The organism is Amycolatopsis sp. NPDC049252 (genome assembly GCF_043197175.1).
Classification (GTDB): Bacteria; Actinomycetota; Actinomycetes; order Mycobacteriales; family Pseudonocardiaceae; genus Amycolatopsis.
The window spans coordinates 57,803-78,650 of the sequence record NZ_JBICSQ010000027.1 but is presented as its reverse complement, the minus strand read 5'-3'; the positions used below and the strand labels follow the sequence as shown (position 1 = coordinate 78,650).

The following is a 20,848-nucleotide window of genomic DNA, read 5'->3' as shown; positions in this document are numbered from 1 at the left end:
ACCCGTCTCGACCTTAATCCCGTCACGCGCAGCCACCAGTCAGCACGTACACGATCGCCGTAAACACCGCTCGAGCCTCCACCGGAGCCCTCCCACCCCCTGCGGACGCGGCCGAAACCCTGGAATCAACGGCTCAACCAGGTCCCACAACTCGTCCGGCACCAACTGCAGCGACAACCGATCAACCACGAGCAAGACCATGGCTTAGGAAGCATCGATCGCCACGTAAGACACTCTCTCAATCATTCCACCGCTGCAGTAACGAGCAGACACCCCTGCCTGCTCGATAAATACATAACAGCACCCAGTCCGCCAACTCACACGAATATCAGTCGCTCAACCGTTCCAGATCCATCGAAACTAAATATCCGGACATGGCAGATTCTACGGCGCTCGCATACCAAGCCTATCTACTTCGGCCATAATCGCGCGAACCAGCTGATCCACCTGCCTAATCTTCTTCAAAAAAAGCGTCATTCCGGCCTCAGCTTCAGATTGCTCCAATGGATGAGCATAGTCGATTGGTAGAACTTTCCAGCGCAGCCCATCTTTGATCATTCGAAGTTTCGGACAGTGCACGCTATCCCACAAATCCCCGTGATCGCTAACATACCCAAGGTGGTACTCGACAGCTCTACGACTCATCACCATTGGCCCCCAACTGAAATCGCAATCAAACCCAGTAAGGTACTTTACCGCTAGATTAATTAATTCATAATGCATCGCCTGTTCTGGCGGATAGGTAGCCAAACTTTTGCGTCGAAACGTTACCAGATCAACCCTGTTTCCGGTTACCTCGTCGATTGCGCGCGCCAGCAGTGGAATGATTGGATACTTCTCCGGTTCAACCCAAACGACTGCATCATCCTCTGAAGCCGCATCGCGAGCTGCTCGCAGCGCCTGACGGACCGCGCTCCCGAGGCCAAGAGCGTCCTGCGCACATACCTGCGCACCCAGACTCTCCATTTTTCGGATGTAGTCAAGCGGAGCGCCATCATCCACAATCTTGATCGAGTATCCATGCTCGCGAGCACGCGCTACCGTCTTGAGAGCACAATCTGCGCGCACACGTTCCCATTCGGATTCAAAAGAAACTCGAGTCATGGTAGCTATCACCGCGTTGAACATTCATTTCACCTCAAGGAAATACTTATAGATCATCAGCTCCCCACAACACAGCATAGCAAACTTGAATATGAATTCTGTGTTAGTATGCGCCAACGATCACATGCCCTGAATCGATTTAGATACACGAACGTTAGTTGAATATACTTGACCAACCGTCTCGCGGGATGAAAAAATTGATCCGAATAGGCATATTCGTGGCAGCATACGGAATTTCCGCGAAAATATGGAGCAGCCCTTGAAAAAAATACCTCAACAATTCATCTCGACCTCCAATCATCCGGTGCAAGGTTCGCACGACGAGCCAGTTTGCGCCTTTTGCATCATACTTTCGGAGACCGCTGAAGCCAAGCCAGCCGTCTACAATACTCCAATAGCAAGATTCGACAATTTTATACTATTGCCAACACTCGGCCCACTTGCGATCGGCCACGTGCTTGCAGTAACAACCACTCACACTGAAGGCCTTCTCCAATGCAGAACTGAGATCAGAAACGAATACGACGTCATTGCGAAAACCCTTCGAGAATACTGTCGCAGCAAGGGTCACGGCCTACTAGAGCTTGAGCACGGCGGGAGGTCAAGGTCCGGAAGGTCGTCCTGCATTCTTCATACGCACGTACACCTTTTCCCGGGTCTCAATCATCTAGTCAACCTTTTCGGAAGCCGACTTCCTCCACTTGACGAGAGCCCCACGAAACTCACACCTGGTGACGTTGCATATTTGTGGTCCAGGAACGAAAGGTCAGAATACACTTGGGACGCAACGGAAGCCATCGGCCAAGAGAGTCGGCGAGCGCTTGGAGCCGCACTTGACCGAGATGATTGGGATTGGGTAGTGGCGCCTAACCCGTCGACAATTTCGTCATCCATCGAATATTGGAGATCATATTCAACTACGGGCCTACGCCAGTAAGTCGCCATGAGTTAAAAGCTTTTCATACGGGGCTAAGCCATTAGTAAAATTTGAAGTTGAACTGAACCGTAGCGAACGAAGTGAGTTCACGCGACGCAAATGACCCGAGTCCTCAATAAGGATATAGCCAGCTCCTTCAACAGCTCGCCCTATCTCCTGGAAAGACGCTCCCGTTTCGGCAACTATCGCCTGCGCGACAGCCACATCATCAGGCTCTACGGCAAACACTAACTGCCAGTCACCCCACGCAAAGTAGAGTCGGCGCTGATCTATTTCAAGTCCGCGAGCAACAGCACTTGCCGCCTGATGGATTTCCATATTGTCTGGCCGTAGAATAATATTTAGACCATTCGACAAGCCTAAATCTTCTAAAGCTCCACCAACCCCATCAGAGGCATCCATGCAAGCTTTAACGACACCACATTTACCAAGGGCCTCACCAATATGCGGATACGCTTCCGGCTTCCATAAGACCCGATCGAGCCGTTCTTCTTCCAGCACTGTTAGCCCAGAAACATCTTGACGCGCAGCGAGTACACCCGCCCAAAACAAGCCAGAGTCTCCAACGACACATATCGCATCGCCAACGGTCATTCCCGTCCGAGCTAGCACATTATTCCTTGCGACTTCCCCAAGGGCGGTTCCTGTAGCCGCAAATTCACGCCCGTCTTTCACATTCCCGCCAATAATCGGACATTTCCACCTTATCGATGCCTCCTCGACCCCCTCGAGAAATCGCTCATAATCGCGCACCATCATACTTGGCGGCATCACGGTTGAGATTAGCATACCAGTAGGCCTAGCTCCCATTGCGCCCAAGTCGCTCAAATTGATTAGCATCGTGAGCCATCCGTAGATCCAGTAATCGGTCATTCCAAGATCGAAAGCAACCGGTCTGGGGCAAGGGTCTGTTGTAGCAACGACAAATGAGTCCTTGTTCTCTACTCTCAAAATTGCTGCGTCATCACCGATCATTGGACCTAGAACACTCTGGGTTTGAAAACGAGGCGTAATGAGTTGTTGTATGATTGCCGCCTCACCCACATCAGCAAGTGTCAAGTTGTCTGCAGCTTCTGGATATTCCCGATCCCTCTGCATGTCGCACCGTACCTAATTCGGGGTCTAAGATTAAGCCTGTACCTCCCCTATCACAGGCATGGTCGGCACGCAATACAGCGACAGCACCTACCCAACTTCGTAGCCTGACTGTGAATCACGGCGCTACGGCGTTCGGGCTACTGCCTGATGCCAGTGCCGGAGTCTATCGACCAGACGCCCGAGGCCTGACCAAGTCCTCGGCTACACTTGCCCAGCGTCGCGGCCCGACCACCGACGCGGAAGGACGGCGATGAACAGCTCCGGTGACACTAATTCGACTTATTGGGAGAAATGGCACTCTAACAACAATGCTCAAGATGATGACGATGTCCACATCAACACGCTGAAGATGTTCGTCGATCGCTTACCGGGCTCGGGAAGGGTCTTAGAACTCGGCTGTGGCCAGGGCTACGACGCGGTCAAGCTAGGCCAGCTAGGATACACCGTTACTGCAACTGACCTATCACGTAGTGCAATCCTACAGGCGAATGAACTCGCCTCTGCCAAGACAGTGAAGAAGCCACCAATGTTTCAATGCATGAACACGGCGGCAACACCCTACCCTTGGCGCAACAACTCCTTCGACGGCGTTTTCGCCTACCTGTCCCTACACTATTTTGACGAAGCAACAACTCGGGCAATAATTAGCGAGATTGGTCGAGTAATTGCCCCAGAGGGCACGTTCGTATTTATGGTCCGGTCGACACAGGACACTTTGTACGGAAGCGGCGAGCCGAAAGGCGACCACATGTATGAATTACGCGGTCACCTACGTCGGTTCTTCTCTTCGTCAGAGTTATACCAGCTATTGAGCTCTTGGGACGTAGACTCCATAGAGCAAGTGACAGCGCACTACCTGAACCCCAAGCACGAAGGAACCTACCTTCGCGCGATGGCACATCGTGCTTAGCAGCCGAAGGACCGGGATAGGCTTTGAGAACTTTAGATATGACACGAGTGAACGCCGCCCAGGACAAATCACTCGACCTGCTCGTACGATCCTACAGAGCGAACGCTCACGGAGTCGGCGGCGGATGGTATAACCGCCTGGACGAGGGAACACCCGGACCCACAGCTACAGCCGTAGCTTTGACAATGTTCGAGATGGCCGGCCGGAGGCCGAAGCAATACGAAGACGCAGTTAAATTTCTGACCTCACGCCAGGTATCTGCTTCAGAACAGGTCATCGATGGCGGTTGGGCAACTAACACTAGTGTTGGTCATACGGTAACAGACGCTACCGCGTGGATACTGCGCTTTTTGGGAACCAGCGGTTCATTCTGGGACCCGGGCTTACCGAACGTCGAACGTGCATACCGATGGATTATTAAAAACGCGAATAAGGACGGCGGCTGGGGTGCAGCTCAAGGCTGCCCTTCGCGCATATGGCTGACCTGCTTGTGTTTACGCGCGGTCGCCAAATTGAACCATCATGAACCAGCTGTCGATAGCGCAGTCGATTGGCTCCTTTCTCAGCACGATAGCAAAATGGGTGGCTGGGGCGAAGCCGCGAAGGCGCCAATGTCTTTAGTCCATTCAGCTGCGGCCCTAACTGCCATCCGGGACTGTCGGCCAGATTGCCACGACAGGGCCGTCGAATTAGGCTATCAGTACCTCGAAGAGGCACTTAATTCGCAACTGACCACCGATCGCTATGTCGAGTCATACGAAGTCTCCGTCACAATTGGCTCGCGACGCTCAACTTGGCAAAATGGCATGCTTCATTATGTTGCTCCAGTCGCAGCATGCGCTCTCATCCGCCACCCAGAGAAGGCGAATCTGGATCTTCTAGGGAAGCTATACGAGTCAATACTGGACAAGCAGCTCGAAGCGGGGCATTGGCCAAGCATACACGGCGGACCAAACATATCAATCTGGTCGGTCTGGCCATTCTACGAATCTTTGTGCGACCTTCGCCGTATACCCCTGCAGCGATACGATGATTCACTCACCCTCCTTCCCGGTACCGTAATAATTAGAGATTCTCTCAGGAAGAAAACCTCGATACGCAAGATATGGAGACAAGATCGCGTTCATCGAGGTCGACAGATAGCGTTACGATACGGCGCAACGGCCCTACTTGGCGCCTCGTTAATAATCGGCCTGGCGACATTCTTCTTACATTGGATTGGATTGAACGAGTTGCTCATCGGCCTCGGCTTCCCTGTGCTACTTTTTATCTTGCAGGAAATCAGTGCACGACGACGCAAAAGTTAGTTCGATAGCTAGCAGACCTTAATGCAATGGAGTTCTCATGCAGGAACTAGACAATATTGCACTTACAGGTTTTACACACGTGACGGAACCGGCCATACCTTCCGGCGATACCGTTGAAAGATTCTTCTCCTGCTCGATCCAGGTCCTACTCCTCGCAATGTCCGACAGTACGGTTAGAGAACTACTGCATGTTCCCGAATTTAGCACCTTCGGCGTACGATCAGCCTTTCATGGACTTGGCCGGAGTCGCCATGACGATTCATCGATATGGCTGCACCTAGGGTCAAGATCGCGAGAATATGCAAACACGCAAGTCGCCGAGCGTAATCAACCGCATGAGCTTCGACAATTATGGGCGCCGCTATCGGAAGTAATTCCAATTGCTGAATGCGTTGCGTCACACTTACTCGAAGCATTCGACCCGTGGACGTCAGAAACGTTTGGATGGGATACAAAAAGTTCAGTCACGGTCCTGCGAACTGTACTCTATCCAAACGCTCTTCAATCTGATGGAGGCGAGGAAATATTTAGTGGTCACGCTGACCGAAGTCCGCTTTCACTTCATTTATTCCAGACCCATGATGGCTGGCTAGAGGGGGCCCCTTACCCTCGAGCCGTAATGCTCATGCCAGATAGCAATAAACGTCGGCAAGCAGTTCAGCTGATGAAGCAAAGTCTCACGCCCATCCCTTGCGGTTCCAGAGAGGCAATCTTTTCGATTGGCGCAGGCTTCGCGTTTGTACCTAAGCCTCCCCGCGCTACGCTAAATTGGCCGGCCTTCTATCATCGAGGCAGGCGACTGTCGGCACAGCATGAAGATAAACCCAAGCCTCAGTTCGAGAGGTTGAGCGCCTCGGATCGCGCCGCAGTTATTGCGTTCTTATATCCTACCGAATCTCACTTCAAATCCCGATCGATCTTGGAACCGACTGTTTCTCATTGCAGACCATAACTGCTGCTTGATTCCGCTGTCGAGTCCGAGCTGGTCAGGGATCTATTGGAGGCGCGGACGACTTCCAGCAGCGTCCGATCGCGGCGGCCGGTCAGTCTCGGCGTGATGAGGTCGAGTACTTCGCCCCACTTGGTGCACGGCAGGTCGTGCTTGAGCCGGCTGACGATCTCGCTCTCAGTGAAGACACGGAGCGAGCCCGGCCTGTTGGTGTTGAACTTGCCGATCAGTCCGAGGACTGAGTTGCATACACTACTCACCCGCCTTGACCTGACTCGCTGACGTGTGGTCCTGCCGCCTAAGCACGCTTCACCGTCGGACGGAGGCTACTCTCGCACGGTTCCCCGACCTACTCGACTAGCTCGACGGGCGGATTTCCACGGTCGAGTTCCAGGACGGGGAGACATCGTCAGGATGGCAGCGAGAGGTGGCCGAGGAGACGATCCGAGGGTGCGGCGTGATCCTGGGGAGTACTTCGACGAAGGATGCTCACGTCGGCTGCCTGGCGTCAACGACCGGCAGCGGCCTAGCTGGTGGCAGCAGCGGAGCACCCAAACCGTCCGTTCGGCGCGGTCGTCATCGGAGAGTACAAGCGAGCGTTCTACGGAGACCAGTTCAACGCCCTGCTGACCACGCTCCGGCCGCAAGGCATCCAACTGTGGCTCCCGAGGCGGCTGGTCCGGTGAACCTCGATGACCCGGTGCACTAGGCGCTGATGCTCCTGCTCGGGTCCTATTCACGCCGCGAGGTGCTGCGAGCTCGGCACCGCGTGCTGGCTGCGATGCACGTCTACTCAGAGGGCGGAGAGGTCGTGGAGAAGAGGCTGGCTCCCTCTCGCAGTCCCCGGATGAAGCCGGCGACCGCCGCTCGTTCGCGGGCGGGCATCGCCTCGACCGACGAGAGGATCCATGCGACGTCGGGAGACATGGCCCCAGCGTCGGGCCTCTCCGCCGACTCGGCCGGAACAGGTCGAGCCACGGGTTCCGGGCATGCGAACGTGGCCATCAGCTCGTGGGACGCGTTCGGGCCGTCGCTCTCCGGAACTTCTGCCCGCAGTTCGATGATGACCGCTGCCAGGCGCGGGTCAACAGGGTCGTAGAGGCCAAGTTCGCGCCTGTAGTCAACCTGCCAGGAGTCGCCCAGCAGGCGCTTCAGGATCTCGCAGATCGCCTCGGCCAGCGTGAACAACGCCAGGGAGGGCTCGTACCAGTCCTCGCCCGGATTCCGCTTCTTCTTTGCGGCGACCTGGGCCTGGATGTGGTGGATCTCGGCCTCGCGGCTTGTCTTCAGTTCACCCCACCATCGCGCGACCGTGCGCTCTTCGGCGCGACTCTCGACCGCGACCATCCCCTGCATCGCCCACCAGAGCTCGAGCAGCGTGTCCTCGTCGAGTTCCAGGGCGGCGGCATAGCCCCGAACCATCGCCTCGGTCTTGGGTGGACGGTTTCCGCTCTCGGCCATCGACACGGCCGCCACCGAGAGCTTTGGGTCGAAGGAGCCGGCGACATCGGCCTGGTTCTGCGACGAGCGCTTGCGCACTGCCTGCAGCACGCGCCCGAAGGCCACCGCCAGGCTGGATCCGGACTTCACTTCACAGGCTCCTCGTGATCCGTGTAGGGTGCCGTTTCACCGCACAGGAATTCTGTGAAAACCTATCATGACGCGTCTCCTCGACCACGAGTCCGACGCGTCACACCCGAGGGAGAAGGAAGCTGCACATGAACCGCCAGTTCATCATCGACCGCCTCAAGGACCTCCGAGTCATCGCCGACGCTGCCGAGCAGATGGCCCCAGACGTCCGTCGGCTGGCGGCAGCGATCAGTGAGATGGTCCATCACCTCAAGGGCGTCTACGCGTGCCTTAAACCGCCGAGCGGCTCAAGGTGACGCTGGCCGGCCCCGCCGAGGTCGTCGCCGGTCTCACGGGGCAAGAGCTCTCGCACTGGTGAGCGCCAGGAGCTCGTCCGAGTGACCGAGCTGGCCCCATGCTGGACGCTCGGCTCAGCGGCGAGATCGGCCAGACGATCATGTCCGGTGTTGGGCATGTCGCGGTGCGGCCCGAAGTACCCCACGTGGACCTTCCCCGTCTTCCGGGGCGGGTAGAAGTAGATGCGCGGGGCGAGATCTCCCCCGCCCTCGGCGACCTTGACGTGGGCGGGCATGTAGATCCGCCCGCTTGGGGTCCACGTCCATGCTGACCGGTAGCGCTCGCCGGCGCCGGAACTTCTCGTTGTTCTCCACGCTCTCGCTCTCCGTCATGGACAGCTTCTTCGGCGTCGCACACCACGCGAGCGGGTGGCCGGAGTTCTCGCACCACGTCCAGAACGCGCCGGGATCGTTGTCGGCCGCGAGCTCGGCACCGTAGGCGTGCAGCGCGCGAAGCGCCTCCCAGGATTTGGCCCCACGGACCCCGACTCGAGCGCCGCGTCGAGTGCCTTGAGATCCACGAGAGCCTCGTCCGGGAGCACCAAGTGGTCCGCGAGGAGATCCTGAGCGAGCAGCGCGGCCAGCGTCGGCGTCGCAGCGGTGGCCGGCGCGACCTGGCGCTCGACTCCGCCTTCCGGTAGCTCCCGTGGGCCTCCTTTGGGACCAGGGACTCGACGTACCGCAGCCGGCTCAGGGTCGACTCGAAGTCGGAGGCGAGGCAGGCCCGGTCCTCCTGCGCGGTCTGGTAGTCGGCCAGCAGGTCGGCGTAGGTGTTCTCCTGCTCGGCGATCGCCGTCCGCTGCCGGGCCGTCTCCTCGTCCGCGAACTTCAGCAGCTCCTGCAGCTCGGCAGCGTCCCTCTGCCGCAACATCGAGCTGGTGCACGGCGTCCAGCAGGCGCCGCAGGGCGAAGTCACCTCGTCGGTCACCTCGTCCCACATGTAGGGCTTGCCGAGGACGAGCGGCAGTCCGTGCCAGTGCAGGACGGCGGCCAGGAGCTGGAGCGCCTGCTCGCCGGGGAAGGGGATGAACAGGGCCGCCCCGGTGCGGAGGCAGTCGCCGACGGCGGCGACGAGCCCGGGCCGTCCGCGAGCTGGTAAGGCCCGGCTCCGTCGGGGTCGCTGCGCCACGCCGTGATGTTCAGGCCGGCCCCCGCAGGCCAGGCCTCTCCCTGCATCGGCGTGCGACTCCACGGTCTCGCGGTCGCCGAGCAGACGGTCTGGGTCACGGTGGCCTTCTAGCGCTGGCGGGGCCGTCCCACGGACGGCCCCGCCAGCGGATGAGTCAGGCGGCGGCGCCGCGCTGGGCGGCCGGGTCGCACGCGCCGCGGAGCGCCACCCGGGCGCGGGCGAGGGCCCGAGCCAGGGCTTCGTGCGCCCCCTCGATCCCGGTGACGACCTTCGCCGCGCCGGCCTTGACGCCCATCGCTGCCTTCAGGACCTCGCTCAGGGTGCCGAGCAGCTGTTCCGCCTCGGCGATCCGGGCGTCGGCCGCGGCGAGATCGACGCCGTCGCGATCACGCACGGCGTCGCGCTGCACGCGCAGCGAGAGCAGCACGGCGGCAGCGCGCAGCAGCGCGTGACTGCCGTCGGGGTCGTGGGCCACGACGACGCGGTTGGGGGCCAGCGCGGCGATCGCCGCGCGCCCCGGGACGAGGTCGGTCGACGGGACCACGCCGATGGACGCGTCCGCCTCGCGGTTTCTCTCTGCCTCGGTCAGGTACGGGTTCCACTTCCGCGGAGCGCCCGTCGTGGTCATCTCGATCACGACCCGGACCCCGCCGCCCCCGTCGAGGGAGGGAAGCTCCAGGATCCCGTCGCCCTTGCGACATGCGCGTAGCGCGCCGACCGTGTCCCCGGTCGCCTCGTAGCTGCCCCCGAGGCCGGCCGCGATCTCCTCCATCGCCGACCCCACGGCGTCCTCGAACGTCCTGCCTTTCCCCGGTGACATGGCCTGCACCGCGGCCACTGCGACAGCCGTCTGCGCGGCAGCCGTGGCCGCGCCCACCGTCTCCCGGACCTGGTCGATCCGGGCGGTGACCTCGGCGTGCTGCCGGTCCTGCCGCTCGGCGAGCCGGTGCTCCAGCCGGGCCAGCGGACTGGTCGGGTTACCGACGTCAAGGGTGCTGCTGACCGCGCCGAGCGTCTCGGTGAAGGTCCGTTGCAGCCGGGCCGAGCTCTCGGCCATCTGGTCCGCCACCAGGTCACGGACGGCTCGCGCGACGGGGGTGTCGTCGCCACCGAGCAGCCGCGACAGCTCCGCGCGCAGCTGCGCGGTCGCAGCGTCGACCGTGCCGGACATGTCCTCGTTGACCTGCTTGCGCGCTGCCGCGAGCGTCTCCGCAGTGGCCTTCGCGACCTCCCTGGCGGCCCTCGCGGTGGCCTCGCTCGCCTCCGCGGACGCCCGCGTGACGTCGGCGGTGAGGGCCTCGCTCGCCTTCTGCGCCCGGTCGGTCATCCGGATGACGGTGCCCGCGAGGGACGAGACGCCGGAGGCCTCCGGCCCAAGGGCCATCACCTGAGCGGCGAGGCCGAGCGCCACGCTGGCGAAGGAGGAAAGGTCCTCTCCCTCCGTCATGCTTTCCGGCGAGGCGGACCCGCGCTTCCCGCCGACCCAGCGGCTGGCCTCGGCCACTACCTGCGGGTCCGTCTCGACGAAGTGCTCGAAGACGAGCGCGCCGCCGCGGATGGACACGGGCGGCGCGCTCGCGCCGCCCTGCTGTTGGAGCCCCATATTGGGCTCCCTTCCCGGGCTCATGCCCGATAGAGGGCCAGCCCCGCGGGTACGCTCGGTGCGCCACGCGCCGCCCGCACCCGCGGGTCCTGGCAAGGGGGCCGCCGCTGCAACGGCGGCCCCCACGTTTCTCGCCAGCTAGGCGAGGCCAGCGATTGACTGGCCCGATGAGCGTTCCTCGCCGGGGTCTCGCGCACAACCGCGGCCGTGTTGCCGTTGCGCAACAAGCAACAAGTTGCCCTTGACGTGGGCAGTGCCGGGCGAGCAGGCTGTGCACCATGCCGACACGGAATGCTGCGCACACAGCGCCCTCATTGGGGGCACTGCTGCGCCAGGCGCGTGTCGCCCGAGGCATGTCTCTTAGGGCAGCGGCCGAGGGCACCGGCATCAGCTACAGCTCGCTGGCTCGTATCGAGAGCGGCGAGCGGAGCGCCCCACTCGAGGGCCTGCTCGAGCTGGGTCGCCGGCTCGGCCTGCCGCAAGCCACCGTCATGCAGGTCGCGGGCGTCTTGTCACAGGACGGCATGCGGGACCTGATCGGCAGTCACCTGCGCGGGGTCATCCGGGGCGGGCGGATCAGCCCGGAGGCGACCGCCGCACTGCGGCGGGTTCATCTCGCCCGTCTGCTGGAGCCGCTCGGCTCCGAGCTCGTCGGCAGGCCGGTCGACGTCTGGCGCCTGGCGGCGACCGTGGAGCTCCGGGCCGTCGAGGGACCTGGCCTGCCCGGCTTCGACGCGAGCGGGAACTACCGCGTCCCGCCACAGGCCAACCCCAATGAGCGAGTCACCCAGCGGGCGTGGCTCGCGCACGGGATCGGACACGCCATGCTCGGCCGGGAGGACGACGTGCCGCCTGCCTGCGACCCCCTCTCCACGGCCCGCGAGGTGGAGCGGGAGGCCACGCGGCTCGCCATGCTCATCCTGCTCCCCCCCGCACCGCTCAGGGCCAGGCTGCGCGAGAGCCCGCTCGGCCCGCTGACCGAAGGTGAGGACATCGCGGCCGTGATCGAGGAGATCGCATCCGACTTCGACGCGCCCGCGACCTTCGCGGCGACCCGCCTGGCGGACGAGGGCGCTCTTGCGGTACTGCCGGTGATGGTGTGATGACCAGCAGCAGCAAACCGGACTTCAAGCCGGAACTCCCCAGCCCGTTGCAGGCTCTCCGCAGCCTTCGTGCTGACGCTCGAGACGCGGTCGTCGCGGTTGGCGCGCAGACAGACGCCCAGGCCGTGGCCTACGTCCGTAGCCCGCTCGACGAGGCGATCACGTCGCTGGCTACGGCTGATTGGCTGCCCCATGCCATCTTCGTCACGGGCTCCGCCGGCGGTGGCAAGAGCGGCGCCGCCGAGTACCAGCGGCGCGCGAACCCGGGCCTCTTCCTCGACATCGTCGAGGACGCGACGCACTCCGACGGGCCGAGCCGTGACCAGGCCGCCACGCTCGCCGAACGGCTGGCGCCTCTGGCGGACAAGAACGATCTACGCCCGGACCGGCCCATCCTGGTGGCGGCGAACATCGGCATGATCGTGCAGCTAGCAGCGCTCTGGAGGGAGCGCAGATATGGCTTCGATGCGTTGATCAGCCAGCTCTTCTCGAGCCTTGGCCTCCCGGGAGCGCGTAGCGTTCCGGACGGCACCGTCCCCCTCGACATTCGTGTGCTGAACCTCGACGACCGCCCGACCTCAGGTCCGGGCGGGCTCCTTCCGAGCATGCTGCCCCTCCTGCGGCCGGCCACTTCCGGCACTGTCTTCAACGACACGCGCTGCGACACGTGTTTGGCGATCGAGTACTGCCCGGCGCGCGCGAACGCGACCCTCCTCGCCGGGCTGGCCGCGGACCTGGTCGACGACCTCGCAGCGCGTGCCGCCATCGAGCGGGGGCGCCAGGACACCCCCCGCGCCCTCTGGGACTTCCTGTCTCGCGTCGCGCTGCCCGAAAGCCACTACGGCACCGAGGACGATCCCTGTCTGGCGAGCCAGCGAGCTCACCGTGAGGACGACAAGCACTGGGTCGCGACCGGCCTCCTCCCGGTGACCCTCTTCGCCGCGCGCGCTGACCGCGGGTCTGCGCAGGAAGACCTCAGTGCCCGGGTCGGCCGACTGGATCCTGCCCGCGCGCCGACCGCGGATGCGTACGAGGCGTTCGCCGGCGCCGGCCTGCTGCCCGCCGACGATGCCGCGCCTCTGCGAGAGCTGATCGAGGCCGCGCGCGAGCACGGGTCCGAGGAGCCAGCCCTCGCCACCGCCGAGGCTGCCCTCGCGGAAGGAGCACGGGATGAAGCGGATGATCTGAGATGGAGGGCCACGGCAGCCAGGCTCAGGCTCGGCGTCTCGGCGCTGCTCGGGCGGCTGACCCGCCAGGAAGCCGCCGGGGAGGACGCCTTCCTGGCCGCCCTCGATGTCTACAAGCGCTGGCAACACCTGGAGACTACCGGCGAGGACACCACCCTGCTGGTGGACGAGATGGAGGAGCACCTCGGCAGCCTCGTCGACGAGCTGGGCAAGGGCCTGGCGAGGCTGTTCGGCGAGACTCTCGACGGCAGGACGTTCCTGCCGGTGCAGAACTACGACCCGCGAGAGCCGAGCCGGGCCTTCGTGCAATTCGACCTCGCCATCGCCACCGCCCCACCAGCGCTCGACCGGCCAACGGCAGCCAACCCCGAGGGCACCGCGCTCATCGGCTACCGCCCGCTAGCCGTCTCCCTCGACCTGGACGCCGGGATCCGCGTCAGTATCGACCTGCCGACATTCCGGCTGCTCGCGGATGCGCGCCGTGGGCTTGCTGGCGGCAGCGGTGATCCGGAGCGGACCTTCGCGCTGCGCCGGGCGGCGGAGGCGATCGCGCGCGCCGCCGCCGAGACCGAGGACGTGACCATGCTCGTGACCGATCCCGCCAGCGGCCGCCGCTACCAGGTGACGCCCCAGAAGGGCCTTGCCGGCCGCGTCAACCTCAAAGCCAGGGCGGTGAACGAGTGACCGGAGATCTCCAGGCCGTCATCCGGGAGATGGCTAAGGCCCGCGGCGCGATCGTGGAGGTGACCGGCGACCGCGTCACCGCCACGGTGCGGGGCCGGACGGCGACCCTGGATCTGCCCGCCGACGCCGCGGCCGTGGACGTCCTGGCCGACCTGCCTAGCGCCTTTCCCTCGCGCGCAGCGCGCGGTGACATCCGGGAGAAGACGCTTTACAACATCGTCCAAGACATGGTGGAGGTCGAGAGCGGGTCCCGCCTGCCCGACGCCGAGTTCCGCTCGGCATTACCGGATCAGCTGCACGCGGACGCATCCTCCCGGCGAGTACTCGCTTCGGTGATCCAGCGGCAGTACTGGTTCCACCCCCGCGCGACCCGCAGGTCGGCACCGGCCACGTTCCTCACCCCGTTCCACGCTGACCTGCCCGGGGCGTACGACTACCCCGGCCGCTACAAGTCGTTTCGCGGCAGCCTCCTGCTGTTCCTGTGCTTCGACGGCGGTGACTTCGACCTCTCACTCGCCGCCGACGTGCTGGACTTCATGAGGAGCGATGACGGGCTCAACCCGCTCGACCGCGAGGTGCTGCGGGCCGCGCGGGCGGTAGCGGCGCGGGACCGCCGGAAGCTGGTCCACGATCCAGAACGCCTGCTCGAGCTAGATGCCAGCCTGCGTCCCGACTCGCAGATCCGGGCGCGTCTCAGCCGGGGGGCATTCGACCAGAGCGCGCTCGACCTGATCCGCCGGGACCTCGGGACCGTGATGACCCTCCGGCTGCCCAGGCACGACAAGGTGGCCGCTCTAGTGCTGGCTCTCAGCCTGCACGTCGCCCTGTACTACTACCGGATCGCGTTCGCGCTGGGCGAGGGCCTCGAGGGAGCCGCGGTCGCGCTGGACGGTGGTGATCTTGGCCCGCGGCCAGCGTTCGGTCAGGCTGTGCGGTTCCGCGTCGGGAGCGGCGGGGACCGGCCCGTGAGCGGCAACGATCCATGCGCGCGAGCCTGGTGGCACTTGGATGAGCAGCACCTCCTCGCGCTGCCGGCGAGCATGGTGAGCGCCAACGTGCTGCATGCCGTGACGAGAGCCGTCCTCGGGCCCGCAGTCCCGCAGCTGCCTGACCCGTACGACTGCGCCGCCGCCCTGCGGGCCGATCCGGCGGCCGTGCAGCTGGCCGAGTTGCTGTGCGCGTGCGCGGCCGCCGGCCTTACCCACGTCACCGGCGGCCCGCTCGAGGCTCACGACCCGGGCGCCGGCGGCTACGCCCTGCGCGCCGCTGCACTGGGGACGTTCCGCGGGCGCGGGAGTGCCCTCAAGCAACGCGGTCGGGACGTGGTCAACACGATGGTCGGCGGCTTCGGCGGCAACCTGAGGCGGAACCGTGGCCGGGTCCGGTTCTTCGAGCTGGACGAGCAGGTCCTCTTCCTCTTGGTGAAGCTGGTCCTCGACGGAGCAGGGGTGGAGCAGATGGCGTTGCAGACTGCCTTCCTGCCCGCCCTCCAGGCCTACGGGCTCGCCCCGCAGGATGCGGCGGAGGAGGAGCTCCTCGCGGACGCTCTCCAGCGGCTGGGGCTACTCGACCGGTACAGCGATGCTGGGGAGGCGACCTATGTCCGCCATGTCTCCTGACGGGACGGGCTCGGCCTTCGCTGCGACCGCCGCCGGCGCGCTCCTCACCGAGCTGACCGAGCCGAGGTGGGCCGGCCGCAGGCTCCTGCTACGCGGGCTCCACGGGCTCACCCCGGCCGCCCTCTTCGAGGCCCTGCTCGCCGGAGCCCGGACCCGCCAGGTGGAGGTGTACCCGGAGGGCAAGTCGCGCCCCTCGACCACCCTGACCGCGATCTTGCCCGGGGACGTTGAGGGCAACGAGGTGATCCCGTTCCTCGTGGAGGAGCGCGGAGCGACGCCCAACAGCGGCACAGGGGGCTTCGCTGCGAGCCTCCGGACACACTTCCTCGAGGAGACCAGCTGCCCCCGGATCCTCCTCATCCTGGCGGCGAAGCCACAGGAGACGATCGCGTCGACCACAGAGGATGCGGCCGCACTGCCCGCGCTGGCCTTCGACAGGCTGTGCAAGGAGTCCGTCTTGCCGCCTGCGGGCGGCCCCCAGCCCTCCCTGGTAATTCGCAGCGTGGTCGACCACCACGTCACGCTGCTCCAAGCCTCTACGTCGACGTCCTGGCGGGAGGCCGAGCGCCTGCGTGACTGGGTCGGCGCTCACGGGAACGACCCCGACACCGCGCTTGGCGCGGCACTGCATGAGCTACGCACCTACATCTCGGACCCGGACCTACGGGCCGCCTCCGCAGCCCGCCGTCTCGCGAAGGCGGCATCCTGGAGGGCAGACCTCGAGCAGTGGATCAGCTCTCCCGGCGTGGACTTGGCGCGCAGGCTCGCCGCCAAACGGGTGTCGCAGTCCGGGGTCGACTCTGTGCTCGCCGCGCGCACCGTGCGTGGCCTGGACTGGGCTCGCTTTTCGCTTAAGGACCTGCAGTCTCGGGATGCCCGGACCGAGCTGAACCTCGATCCCATGAACCCCGTCTCCGGCGCGACCATCGCCCGCATCAACGGCGACTCGGTCGCCCTGTGGCTCCCTGCGCGTGGGGGCACCATCCAGTTCAAGCTGACCCGGGCCCTCAAGCCCGGGGAGGAGGCACGTCTCCGGTGGCACTCGGAGCCCGCGGCGGACCTTCCCGGGCGAGGGATGACAGTCACCGCCAGCGTCGCCTCGCCGTCCCCCGGGGAGTGGCGGTTCGGCTGGCTCGAACTGCTCGAGGAAGGAGCCACGACGGCGCGGTACGCGATCGCAGCCGCTTTCCGGGACGGCGACGTGGTCGCCTTTGAGGACTCCATCGAGGTCGATGCGGACCTAAGGGGTTTCACGTGCGCCGAGACTCCCCGCCTCGCGGTGTGGAGCGCCGACGGGCGAAAACTCGGCAACGCGGTGCTCGACGCGGAGCCCGAGGTGACTGGGGACGCTGCCCGGGTCCACCAGGTGACCGGGACGATCGACGGTGTCCAGGTCGGCCCTGTCCCCGTCGTTCCTTCCCGCTCCGGCGGCGACGAGGACGGCGAGCAAAGCGCGCCGCCAGACTTCGGAAGCGGCTCCGACGGCTCCGACGAGGACCCGGAGGCGACCGGAACCGACGAGGACGAGGGACCTGACCAATCAGGTGAGGGCGGTGAGCAGCAGGACGACGATCTGCTGGGCGGAGCGGCGTCCGGTCGCGGGGAGCTGCCCGCGCGGGATCCGAAGCAGCCCACCCTTGCGCATGCGATGCTCGCTTTCGGGCAGCCGCGGTGGCCCGACTCGCCCTCAGCGCCGTCCGGGGAGGAGGTTGTCTCCGCGCGTTTCGGGGCGGTGGAGCTCGAGGTCCGGCCACGAGTCGATGGAGCTGCCCTCCTCCCAGCGGAGAGGGCCATCCTCGAGCATCCCGAGTGGTGCATGTTCACGGTGGAGGGCGACAGCTGCTCCCTGCTGCGCGAGTTTCCCCGCCCGGAACCGGGCTGGTCCCGCGAGCTGGAGGCCTTCCTCGATGCGCGTGCCCGGTTCTTCGCGGAGGCTCTGAAAACCGGCAGCACGTATGCGCTCGATCCCCGCTCCGACGTCGCCACCGACTACACGGCTTCGTACCGGGCGCTCCTACAGGCCCTGCCGCGGGAAGCCACGTCACGAACGGAGTACGACGACCTGCTTCTGGTCGACCGGGTCGAGGTCCGAGGCAATCCTGACCTGCTGATCGCGCCGACGTCCCCGCTGACCGTGGCCTGGCATGCGGGACTTGCCCGGAGGTTCCAGGCGCTCGCCGAGGCGGGCGCGGGAGCCGATCGGGCGGACGTGACCGCGTTCACTCCGCAGTTTCTCCTCCCGCTCCTGCTGAGCGAGGGGGACTGGTACGAGGCGCAACCGGCGGGCACCGCTCTTCTCTGGCGGCGATACGCGCCGCTTGCCACCGCCAGCCCCGGGGCCCTGGAGCGCAACGCAGCGTTCATCGCGAGCCGAATCGCCTTCTTCCTCAGCGTCCATCCCGCACTCGACACGCCAGAGACCACCCTCGCCGTCACCTTCGCGGAGCCGGGGGACGGCGAGTCGGCTATCGGCGCGCTGCGGCACTTCTACCGTCCTGACCGGTCACGGTCGGAGTACCGGAGGCCCCGGATCCGCGCGGCCATCACCGGCGCCGGCAGCCCCGCCCGCCAGACCATCAACGAGCTGCTGTCGAGCGCCGCCGATAACGACCTTGACCGGATCGTGCGGACCCGATCCGACCTCAGCATCACCGACGACCTGGCGCCCCCCGCCTTCAGCAGCATCGCCTTTCTCTTCCGGAGCCCGGGCAATCGCGGCATCCGACCGGTGCGACTGGACCAGCGAGCCTCAACTAGCTATGCGCACGGCCTAGCGGCGGCGCCCGGCAGGGTCCTGGTTCCCGATGCGGACTACGTCTTCGCGACGGGAACCTTCTGTGATGCCCCAGGCCACGACGCCACCGACCTAGAGGCGATCCAGTACCACAGCCTCGAGCTCGTCGGGGGGCAGGGAGGGGAGCGCCTGGAGCCCGGCTGGACCCGGATGGTCACGGCTACAGCTGCCGAGTCGGACCTGGCCAGCTGGTACGACCGCTCCGGCTGGGTGGTGCACCTGGACCGGCTCGTGGGGCTCGAGGCCCTGGCGAACGGCCAGTCGCACCGCACGGTGCTCGAGTACGAGGAGGGTGCCGACCCGGCGACCTTCGGCTACGACGGGATCACCGGAACGCGGCACGTCGACCCGTACCTGGCAGTCCTCCGCCGCGCACTGGGGAGCGTCGCCTCGCCCAGCAGGGAGCAGGCACGCGAACTCATGCGGGTGCTCGAGTCCGTTTCCGGACGCTGGGCGCTGCAAATCGTCCAGCGCCCCCTCGCGAAGGTCCTCGAGCGCGCTGGCACTGCTTGCTCGGTCCGGTACCTCCAGGAAGTCGAGCAGTCCCTCGTCTCCCCCGGCGGCGGATTCTCCGCCCTGGTCGCGCTGGAAGAGATCGTCCCGGGCTTCCCCGAGTCCGGGATCCCGCGGCGCCTGCTGGCCTCGCGGAAGGGCCGCGGAGCCATGTGCGACGACCTGCTTCTCCTGACAGTCACCCCCCGGGGCGGGGAGCCGCCCCTGATCCAGGCGACGGTCATCGAGGTCAAGTTCTGGGCAGCAGCGGGCGCCGACTACTCCGATGCCGCGGACCAGGTCGAGGAAACGATCGACTGGCTCCGCTCGCGGTTCGGCTCTCCCGGTGCCCTCGCCGATCTCCGGGGCCGTGACCTGGCGGAGCTCATCCGGTCCGCGCGAGCGCGGAACAGCACGTTCGGGGCCGCCCCAGCTCTGCCTGCCGACGCCGAGCAGCGGCTCCAGAGGATCTCCTCCGGCAGGTACGAGCTCCAGTTCGGTCACTGGCGCCGGGATGCCTACCGCCGGGGGCTCATCGTCGCCGTGGAGAACGGCCAGGCAGGTGCGATGGAACTCTCCCAGCTCAACGGGATGGAGGGACCGATCGACCTGGTCACGCTACGGAGTAGCTTTGCCGTACCGGCGCTGGAGATGCAGCCGCTTGGCGCGCCCCCAGGGTGGGCGCAGCTGTCGATGCGGCCGCCAGCGGCAGAACCGGGAAGCGGCGGTAGCGCGCCAGGCCCGGCCGAGGGATCGCCGGAACCCGGCCAGGGCGGTACGACGTCCCCTGACCGGGACAGCTCCCGCGGGACCAGCGCGGCCGGACATGGGGCCGCCGCGTCGGAGGCCTTCGCCACCGAAGGTGAAGGCGTCACCGACGAGCTGCTCCGGGACGCCCGCCGACTCGGCGACGCGTTCGCGAAGTACGGGCTCACAGTGGAGCCCTTCGAACCCTCACTGGCGCAGGTCGGCCCGAGCGTCATCAGGTTCCGCACGCGGGCCGTCGGCAGGCTCTCGATCACCGACGTTGAGCGACGCGGCCGGGACATCAGCCGCGAGGTCGGCGCCTCCGGAGAGGTAGGCATCGGGGACGAACCCGGGTTCATCACCGTGGACGTGCCGCGCGCCGAGCGGCAGCCGGTCCCCCTGTCCTTGGCGCTGCGGGCCCTGGACACGCACCAGGGCAAGCCCGGTGCGCTCTCGTTCGTGGCGGGCCTCGCGCCGAGCGGCGACGTGCGGATCGCGGACCTGTCACGGCTGCCGCACCTGCTCGTGGCCGGCGCGACCGGCTCGGGCAAGAGCGTCTACCTCCGGGGCCTCCTGGTGGAACTCCTGCGTGCCCGCACTCCCGAGCAGCTGGAACTGATGATCATCGACCCGAAGCGCCTGGACTTCTCGGCTTTCACACGCGCCCCGCATCTCCGCGGGGGCACGATCATCAGCGACCCCCAGGAGGCTCTGCAGAGCCTCGACACCACGCTCGCCGCCGAGCTCGAGCGGCGCCAGCCCATCCTGGAGGAGGCCGGGGTCAGCTCAGCGACCGAGTTCTACGAAGTCGGGGGCGCCCTCGAGGACCTGCCGCAGCTGGTCATCCTCGTCGACGAGTTCGCTGACCTCGTCCTGGCCGGTCCCAATCGCAGGGCGTTCAGCGAGATGGTGCAGCGCTACGCCCAGCTCACGCGGGCGTACGGCATCTTCCTCGTGCTCGCCACGCAGCGACCCAGCGTCGACGTAGTCACGGGCAGCATCAAGGCCAACCTCACCGCCCGGGTGGCCTTCTCGCTGCCTAGCTCACGTGACTCCATGACCATCCTCGACCGCGGCGGCGCGGAGGATCTCCTCAGTGACGGCGACCTCCTCTTCTACCGCAACGGGAAGATCGAGCGCCTTCAAGCGCCCCTCACGACGATCGCTGACGTGCGGGCCACCCTGGGGCTGAGCAGGTGAATGCCGGCTAGGCATGCCGGATCAGGTCGTGTGTTGGTATCGATTTCTGGAGGCTGGGTC

Annotated in this window: 15 protein-coding genes and 1 pseudogene; 11 read left to right on the top strand and 5 right to left on the bottom strand. The window is 65.1% G+C overall.

The window, feature by feature from the left end; all coding sequences use genetic code 11:
- Positions 1 to 25 precede the first annotated feature (25 nt).
- Both ACGFMK_RS26035 and ACGFMK_RS26030 read right to left on the bottom strand, forming a co-directional pair.
- Positions 26 to 189 (bottom strand): annotated as a pseudogene (locus ACGFMK_RS26035) (transposase); the annotation flags it as partial.
- Between the two features lie 195 nt (positions 190 to 384).
- Positions 385 to 1,128, bottom strand: a complete 744-nt coding sequence (locus ACGFMK_RS26030; protein ID WP_392768161.1) for a hypothetical protein — start codon at positions 1,126 to 1,128, stop codon at positions 385 to 387.
- A gap of 223 nt (positions 1,129 to 1,351) precedes the next feature.
- Between ACGFMK_RS26030 and ACGFMK_RS26025 the strand changes: the two genes are divergently transcribed.
- The gene (locus tag ACGFMK_RS26025; RefSeq protein ID WP_392768158.1) at positions 1,352 to 2,041 is read left to right on the top strand and encodes a hypothetical protein; all 690 of its coding nucleotides are present in this window, start codon (positions 1,352 to 1,354) and stop codon (positions 2,039 to 2,041) included.
- On the opposite strand, the gene ACGFMK_RS26020 is transcribed toward ACGFMK_RS26025, so the two are convergent.
- Positions 2,030 to 3,139 (bottom strand): thiamine-monophosphate kinase, encoded by a 1,110-nt coding sequence (locus tag ACGFMK_RS26020; RefSeq protein ID WP_392768156.1) that lies wholly within the window; start codon positions 3,137 to 3,139, stop codon positions 2,030 to 2,032. The genes ACGFMK_RS26025 and ACGFMK_RS26020 overlap by 12 nt on opposite strands.
- 250 nt (positions 3,140 to 3,389) lie before the next feature.
- On the opposite strand from ACGFMK_RS26020, the gene ACGFMK_RS26015 reads away from it, so the two are divergent.
- Both ACGFMK_RS26015 and ACGFMK_RS26010 read left to right on the top strand, forming a co-directional pair.
- Positions 3,390 to 4,049, top strand: coding sequence for a class I SAM-dependent methyltransferase (locus ACGFMK_RS26015; protein WP_392768154.1), 660 nt, complete (start codon positions 3,390 to 3,392; stop codon positions 4,047 to 4,049).
- Positions 4,050 to 4,087: 38 nt separating this feature from the next.
- Positions 4,088 to 5,356, top strand: a complete 1,269-nt coding sequence (locus ACGFMK_RS26010; RefSeq protein ID WP_392768152.1) for a prenyltransferase/squalene oxidase repeat-containing protein — start codon at positions 4,088 to 4,090, stop codon at positions 5,354 to 5,356.
- A 1,738-nt stretch (positions 5,357 to 7,094) separates the two neighbouring features.
- Here ACGFMK_RS26010 and ACGFMK_RS26005 read toward each other — a convergent pair.
- The gene (locus ACGFMK_RS26005; RefSeq protein WP_392768149.1) at positions 7,095 to 7,895 is read right to left on the bottom strand and encodes a hypothetical protein; all 801 of its coding nucleotides are present in this window, start codon (positions 7,893 to 7,895) and stop codon (positions 7,095 to 7,097) included.
- A gap of 128 nt (positions 7,896 to 8,023) precedes the next feature.
- Here ACGFMK_RS26005 and ACGFMK_RS26000 point away from each other — a divergent pair, with 128 nt between their 5' ends.
- From ACGFMK_RS26000 to ACGFMK_RS25985, 4 genes are all read left to right on the top strand, one after another.
- The gene (locus tag ACGFMK_RS26000; RefSeq protein ID WP_392768146.1) at positions 8,024 to 8,191 is read left to right on the top strand and encodes a hypothetical protein; all 168 of its coding nucleotides are present in this window, start codon (positions 8,024 to 8,026) and stop codon (positions 8,189 to 8,191) included.
- 304 nt (positions 8,192 to 8,495) lie between these two features.
- On the top strand, positions 8,496 to 8,669 hold the full coding sequence (locus ACGFMK_RS25995; protein ID WP_392768143.1) for a hypothetical protein: 174 nt from the start codon (positions 8,496 to 8,498) through the stop codon (positions 8,667 to 8,669).
- A gap of 331 nt (positions 8,670 to 9,000) precedes the next feature.
- Positions 9,001 to 9,174, top strand: a complete 174-nt coding sequence (locus ACGFMK_RS25990) for a hypothetical protein (RefSeq protein WP_392768140.1) — start codon at positions 9,001 to 9,003, stop codon at positions 9,172 to 9,174.
- A gap of 26 nt (positions 9,175 to 9,200) precedes the next feature.
- Positions 9,201 to 9,329, top strand: a complete 129-nt coding sequence (locus ACGFMK_RS25985; protein WP_392768137.1) for a hypothetical protein — start codon at positions 9,201 to 9,203, stop codon at positions 9,327 to 9,329.
- A gap of 184 nt (positions 9,330 to 9,513) precedes the next feature.
- On the opposite strand, the gene ACGFMK_RS25980 is transcribed toward ACGFMK_RS25985, so the two are convergent.
- Positions 9,514 to 10,962, bottom strand: coding sequence for a hypothetical protein (locus ACGFMK_RS25980; protein WP_392768134.1), 1,449 nt, complete (start codon positions 10,960 to 10,962; stop codon positions 9,514 to 9,516).
- A 278-nt stretch (positions 10,963 to 11,240) separates the two neighbouring features.
- On the opposite strand from ACGFMK_RS25980, the gene ACGFMK_RS25975 reads away from it, so the two are divergent.
- The 4 genes from ACGFMK_RS25975 to ACGFMK_RS25960 are packed head-to-tail and all read left to right on the top strand — an operon-like array spanning position 11,241 to position 20,788.
- Entirely contained in the window at positions 11,241 to 12,065 is an 825-nt protein-coding gene (locus ACGFMK_RS25975) for a helix-turn-helix domain-containing protein (protein WP_392768131.1), read from the top strand.
- On the top strand, positions 12,065 to 13,936 hold the full coding sequence (locus ACGFMK_RS25970) for a hypothetical protein (RefSeq protein ID WP_392768130.1): 1,872 nt from the start codon (positions 12,065 to 12,067) through the stop codon (positions 13,934 to 13,936). The genes ACGFMK_RS25975 and ACGFMK_RS25970 overlap by 1 nt, the downstream gene beginning before the upstream one ends.
- The gene (locus tag ACGFMK_RS25965; protein ID WP_392768128.1) at positions 13,933 to 15,555 is read left to right on the top strand and encodes a hypothetical protein; all 1,623 of its coding nucleotides are present in this window, start codon (positions 13,933 to 13,935) and stop codon (positions 15,553 to 15,555) included. The genes ACGFMK_RS25970 and ACGFMK_RS25965 overlap by 4 nt, the downstream gene beginning before the upstream one ends.
- Positions 15,536 to 20,788: an FtsK/SpoIIIE domain-containing protein gene (locus ACGFMK_RS25960; protein WP_392768125.1), complete on the top strand. Its 5,253-nt coding sequence runs from the start codon at positions 15,536 to 15,538 to the stop codon at positions 20,786 to 20,788. Before ACGFMK_RS25965 ends, ACGFMK_RS25960 begins: the two co-directional genes overlap by 20 nt.
- Positions 20,789 to 20,848 lie beyond the last annotated feature (60 nt).

Bases quoted from the DNA above. Each gene is read 5' to 3' on its own strand.
- ACGFMK_RS26030 (WP_392768161.1), bottom strand. From the start codon at position 1,128: ATGTTCAACGCGGTGATAGCTACCATGACTCGAGTTTCTTTTGAATCC.
- ACGFMK_RS26025 (WP_392768158.1), top strand. From the start codon at position 1,352: ATGGAGCAGCCCTTGAAAAAAATACCTCAACAATTCATCTCGACCTCC.
- ACGFMK_RS26020 (WP_392768156.1), bottom strand. From the start codon at position 3,139: ATGCAGAGGGATCGGGAATATCCAGAAGCTGCAGACAACTTGACACTT.
- ACGFMK_RS26015 (WP_392768154.1), top strand. From the start codon at position 3,390: ATGAACAGCTCCGGTGACACTAATTCGACTTATTGGGAGAAATGGCAC.
- ACGFMK_RS26010 (WP_392768152.1), top strand. From the start codon at position 4,088: ATGACACGAGTGAACGCCGCCCAGGACAAATCACTCGACCTGCTCGTA.
- ACGFMK_RS26000 (WP_392768146.1), top strand. From the start codon at position 8,024: ATGAACCGCCAGTTCATCATCGACCGCCTCAAGGACCTCCGAGTCATC.
- ACGFMK_RS25995 (WP_392768143.1), top strand. From the start codon at position 8,496: ATGCTGACCGGTAGCGCTCGCCGGCGCCGGAACTTCTCGTTGTTCTCC.
- ACGFMK_RS25980 (WP_392768134.1), bottom strand. From the start codon at position 10,962: ATGGGGCTCCAACAGCAGGGCGGCGCGAGCGCGCCGCCCGTGTCCATC.
- ACGFMK_RS25975 (WP_392768131.1), top strand. From the start codon at position 11,241: ATGCCGACACGGAATGCTGCGCACACAGCGCCCTCATTGGGGGCACTG.
- ACGFMK_RS25970 (WP_392768130.1), top strand. From the start codon at position 12,065: ATGACCAGCAGCAGCAAACCGGACTTCAAGCCGGAACTCCCCAGCCCG.
- ACGFMK_RS25960 (WP_392768125.1), top strand. From the start codon at position 15,536: ATGTCCGCCATGTCTCCTGACGGGACGGGCTCGGCCTTCGCTGCGACC.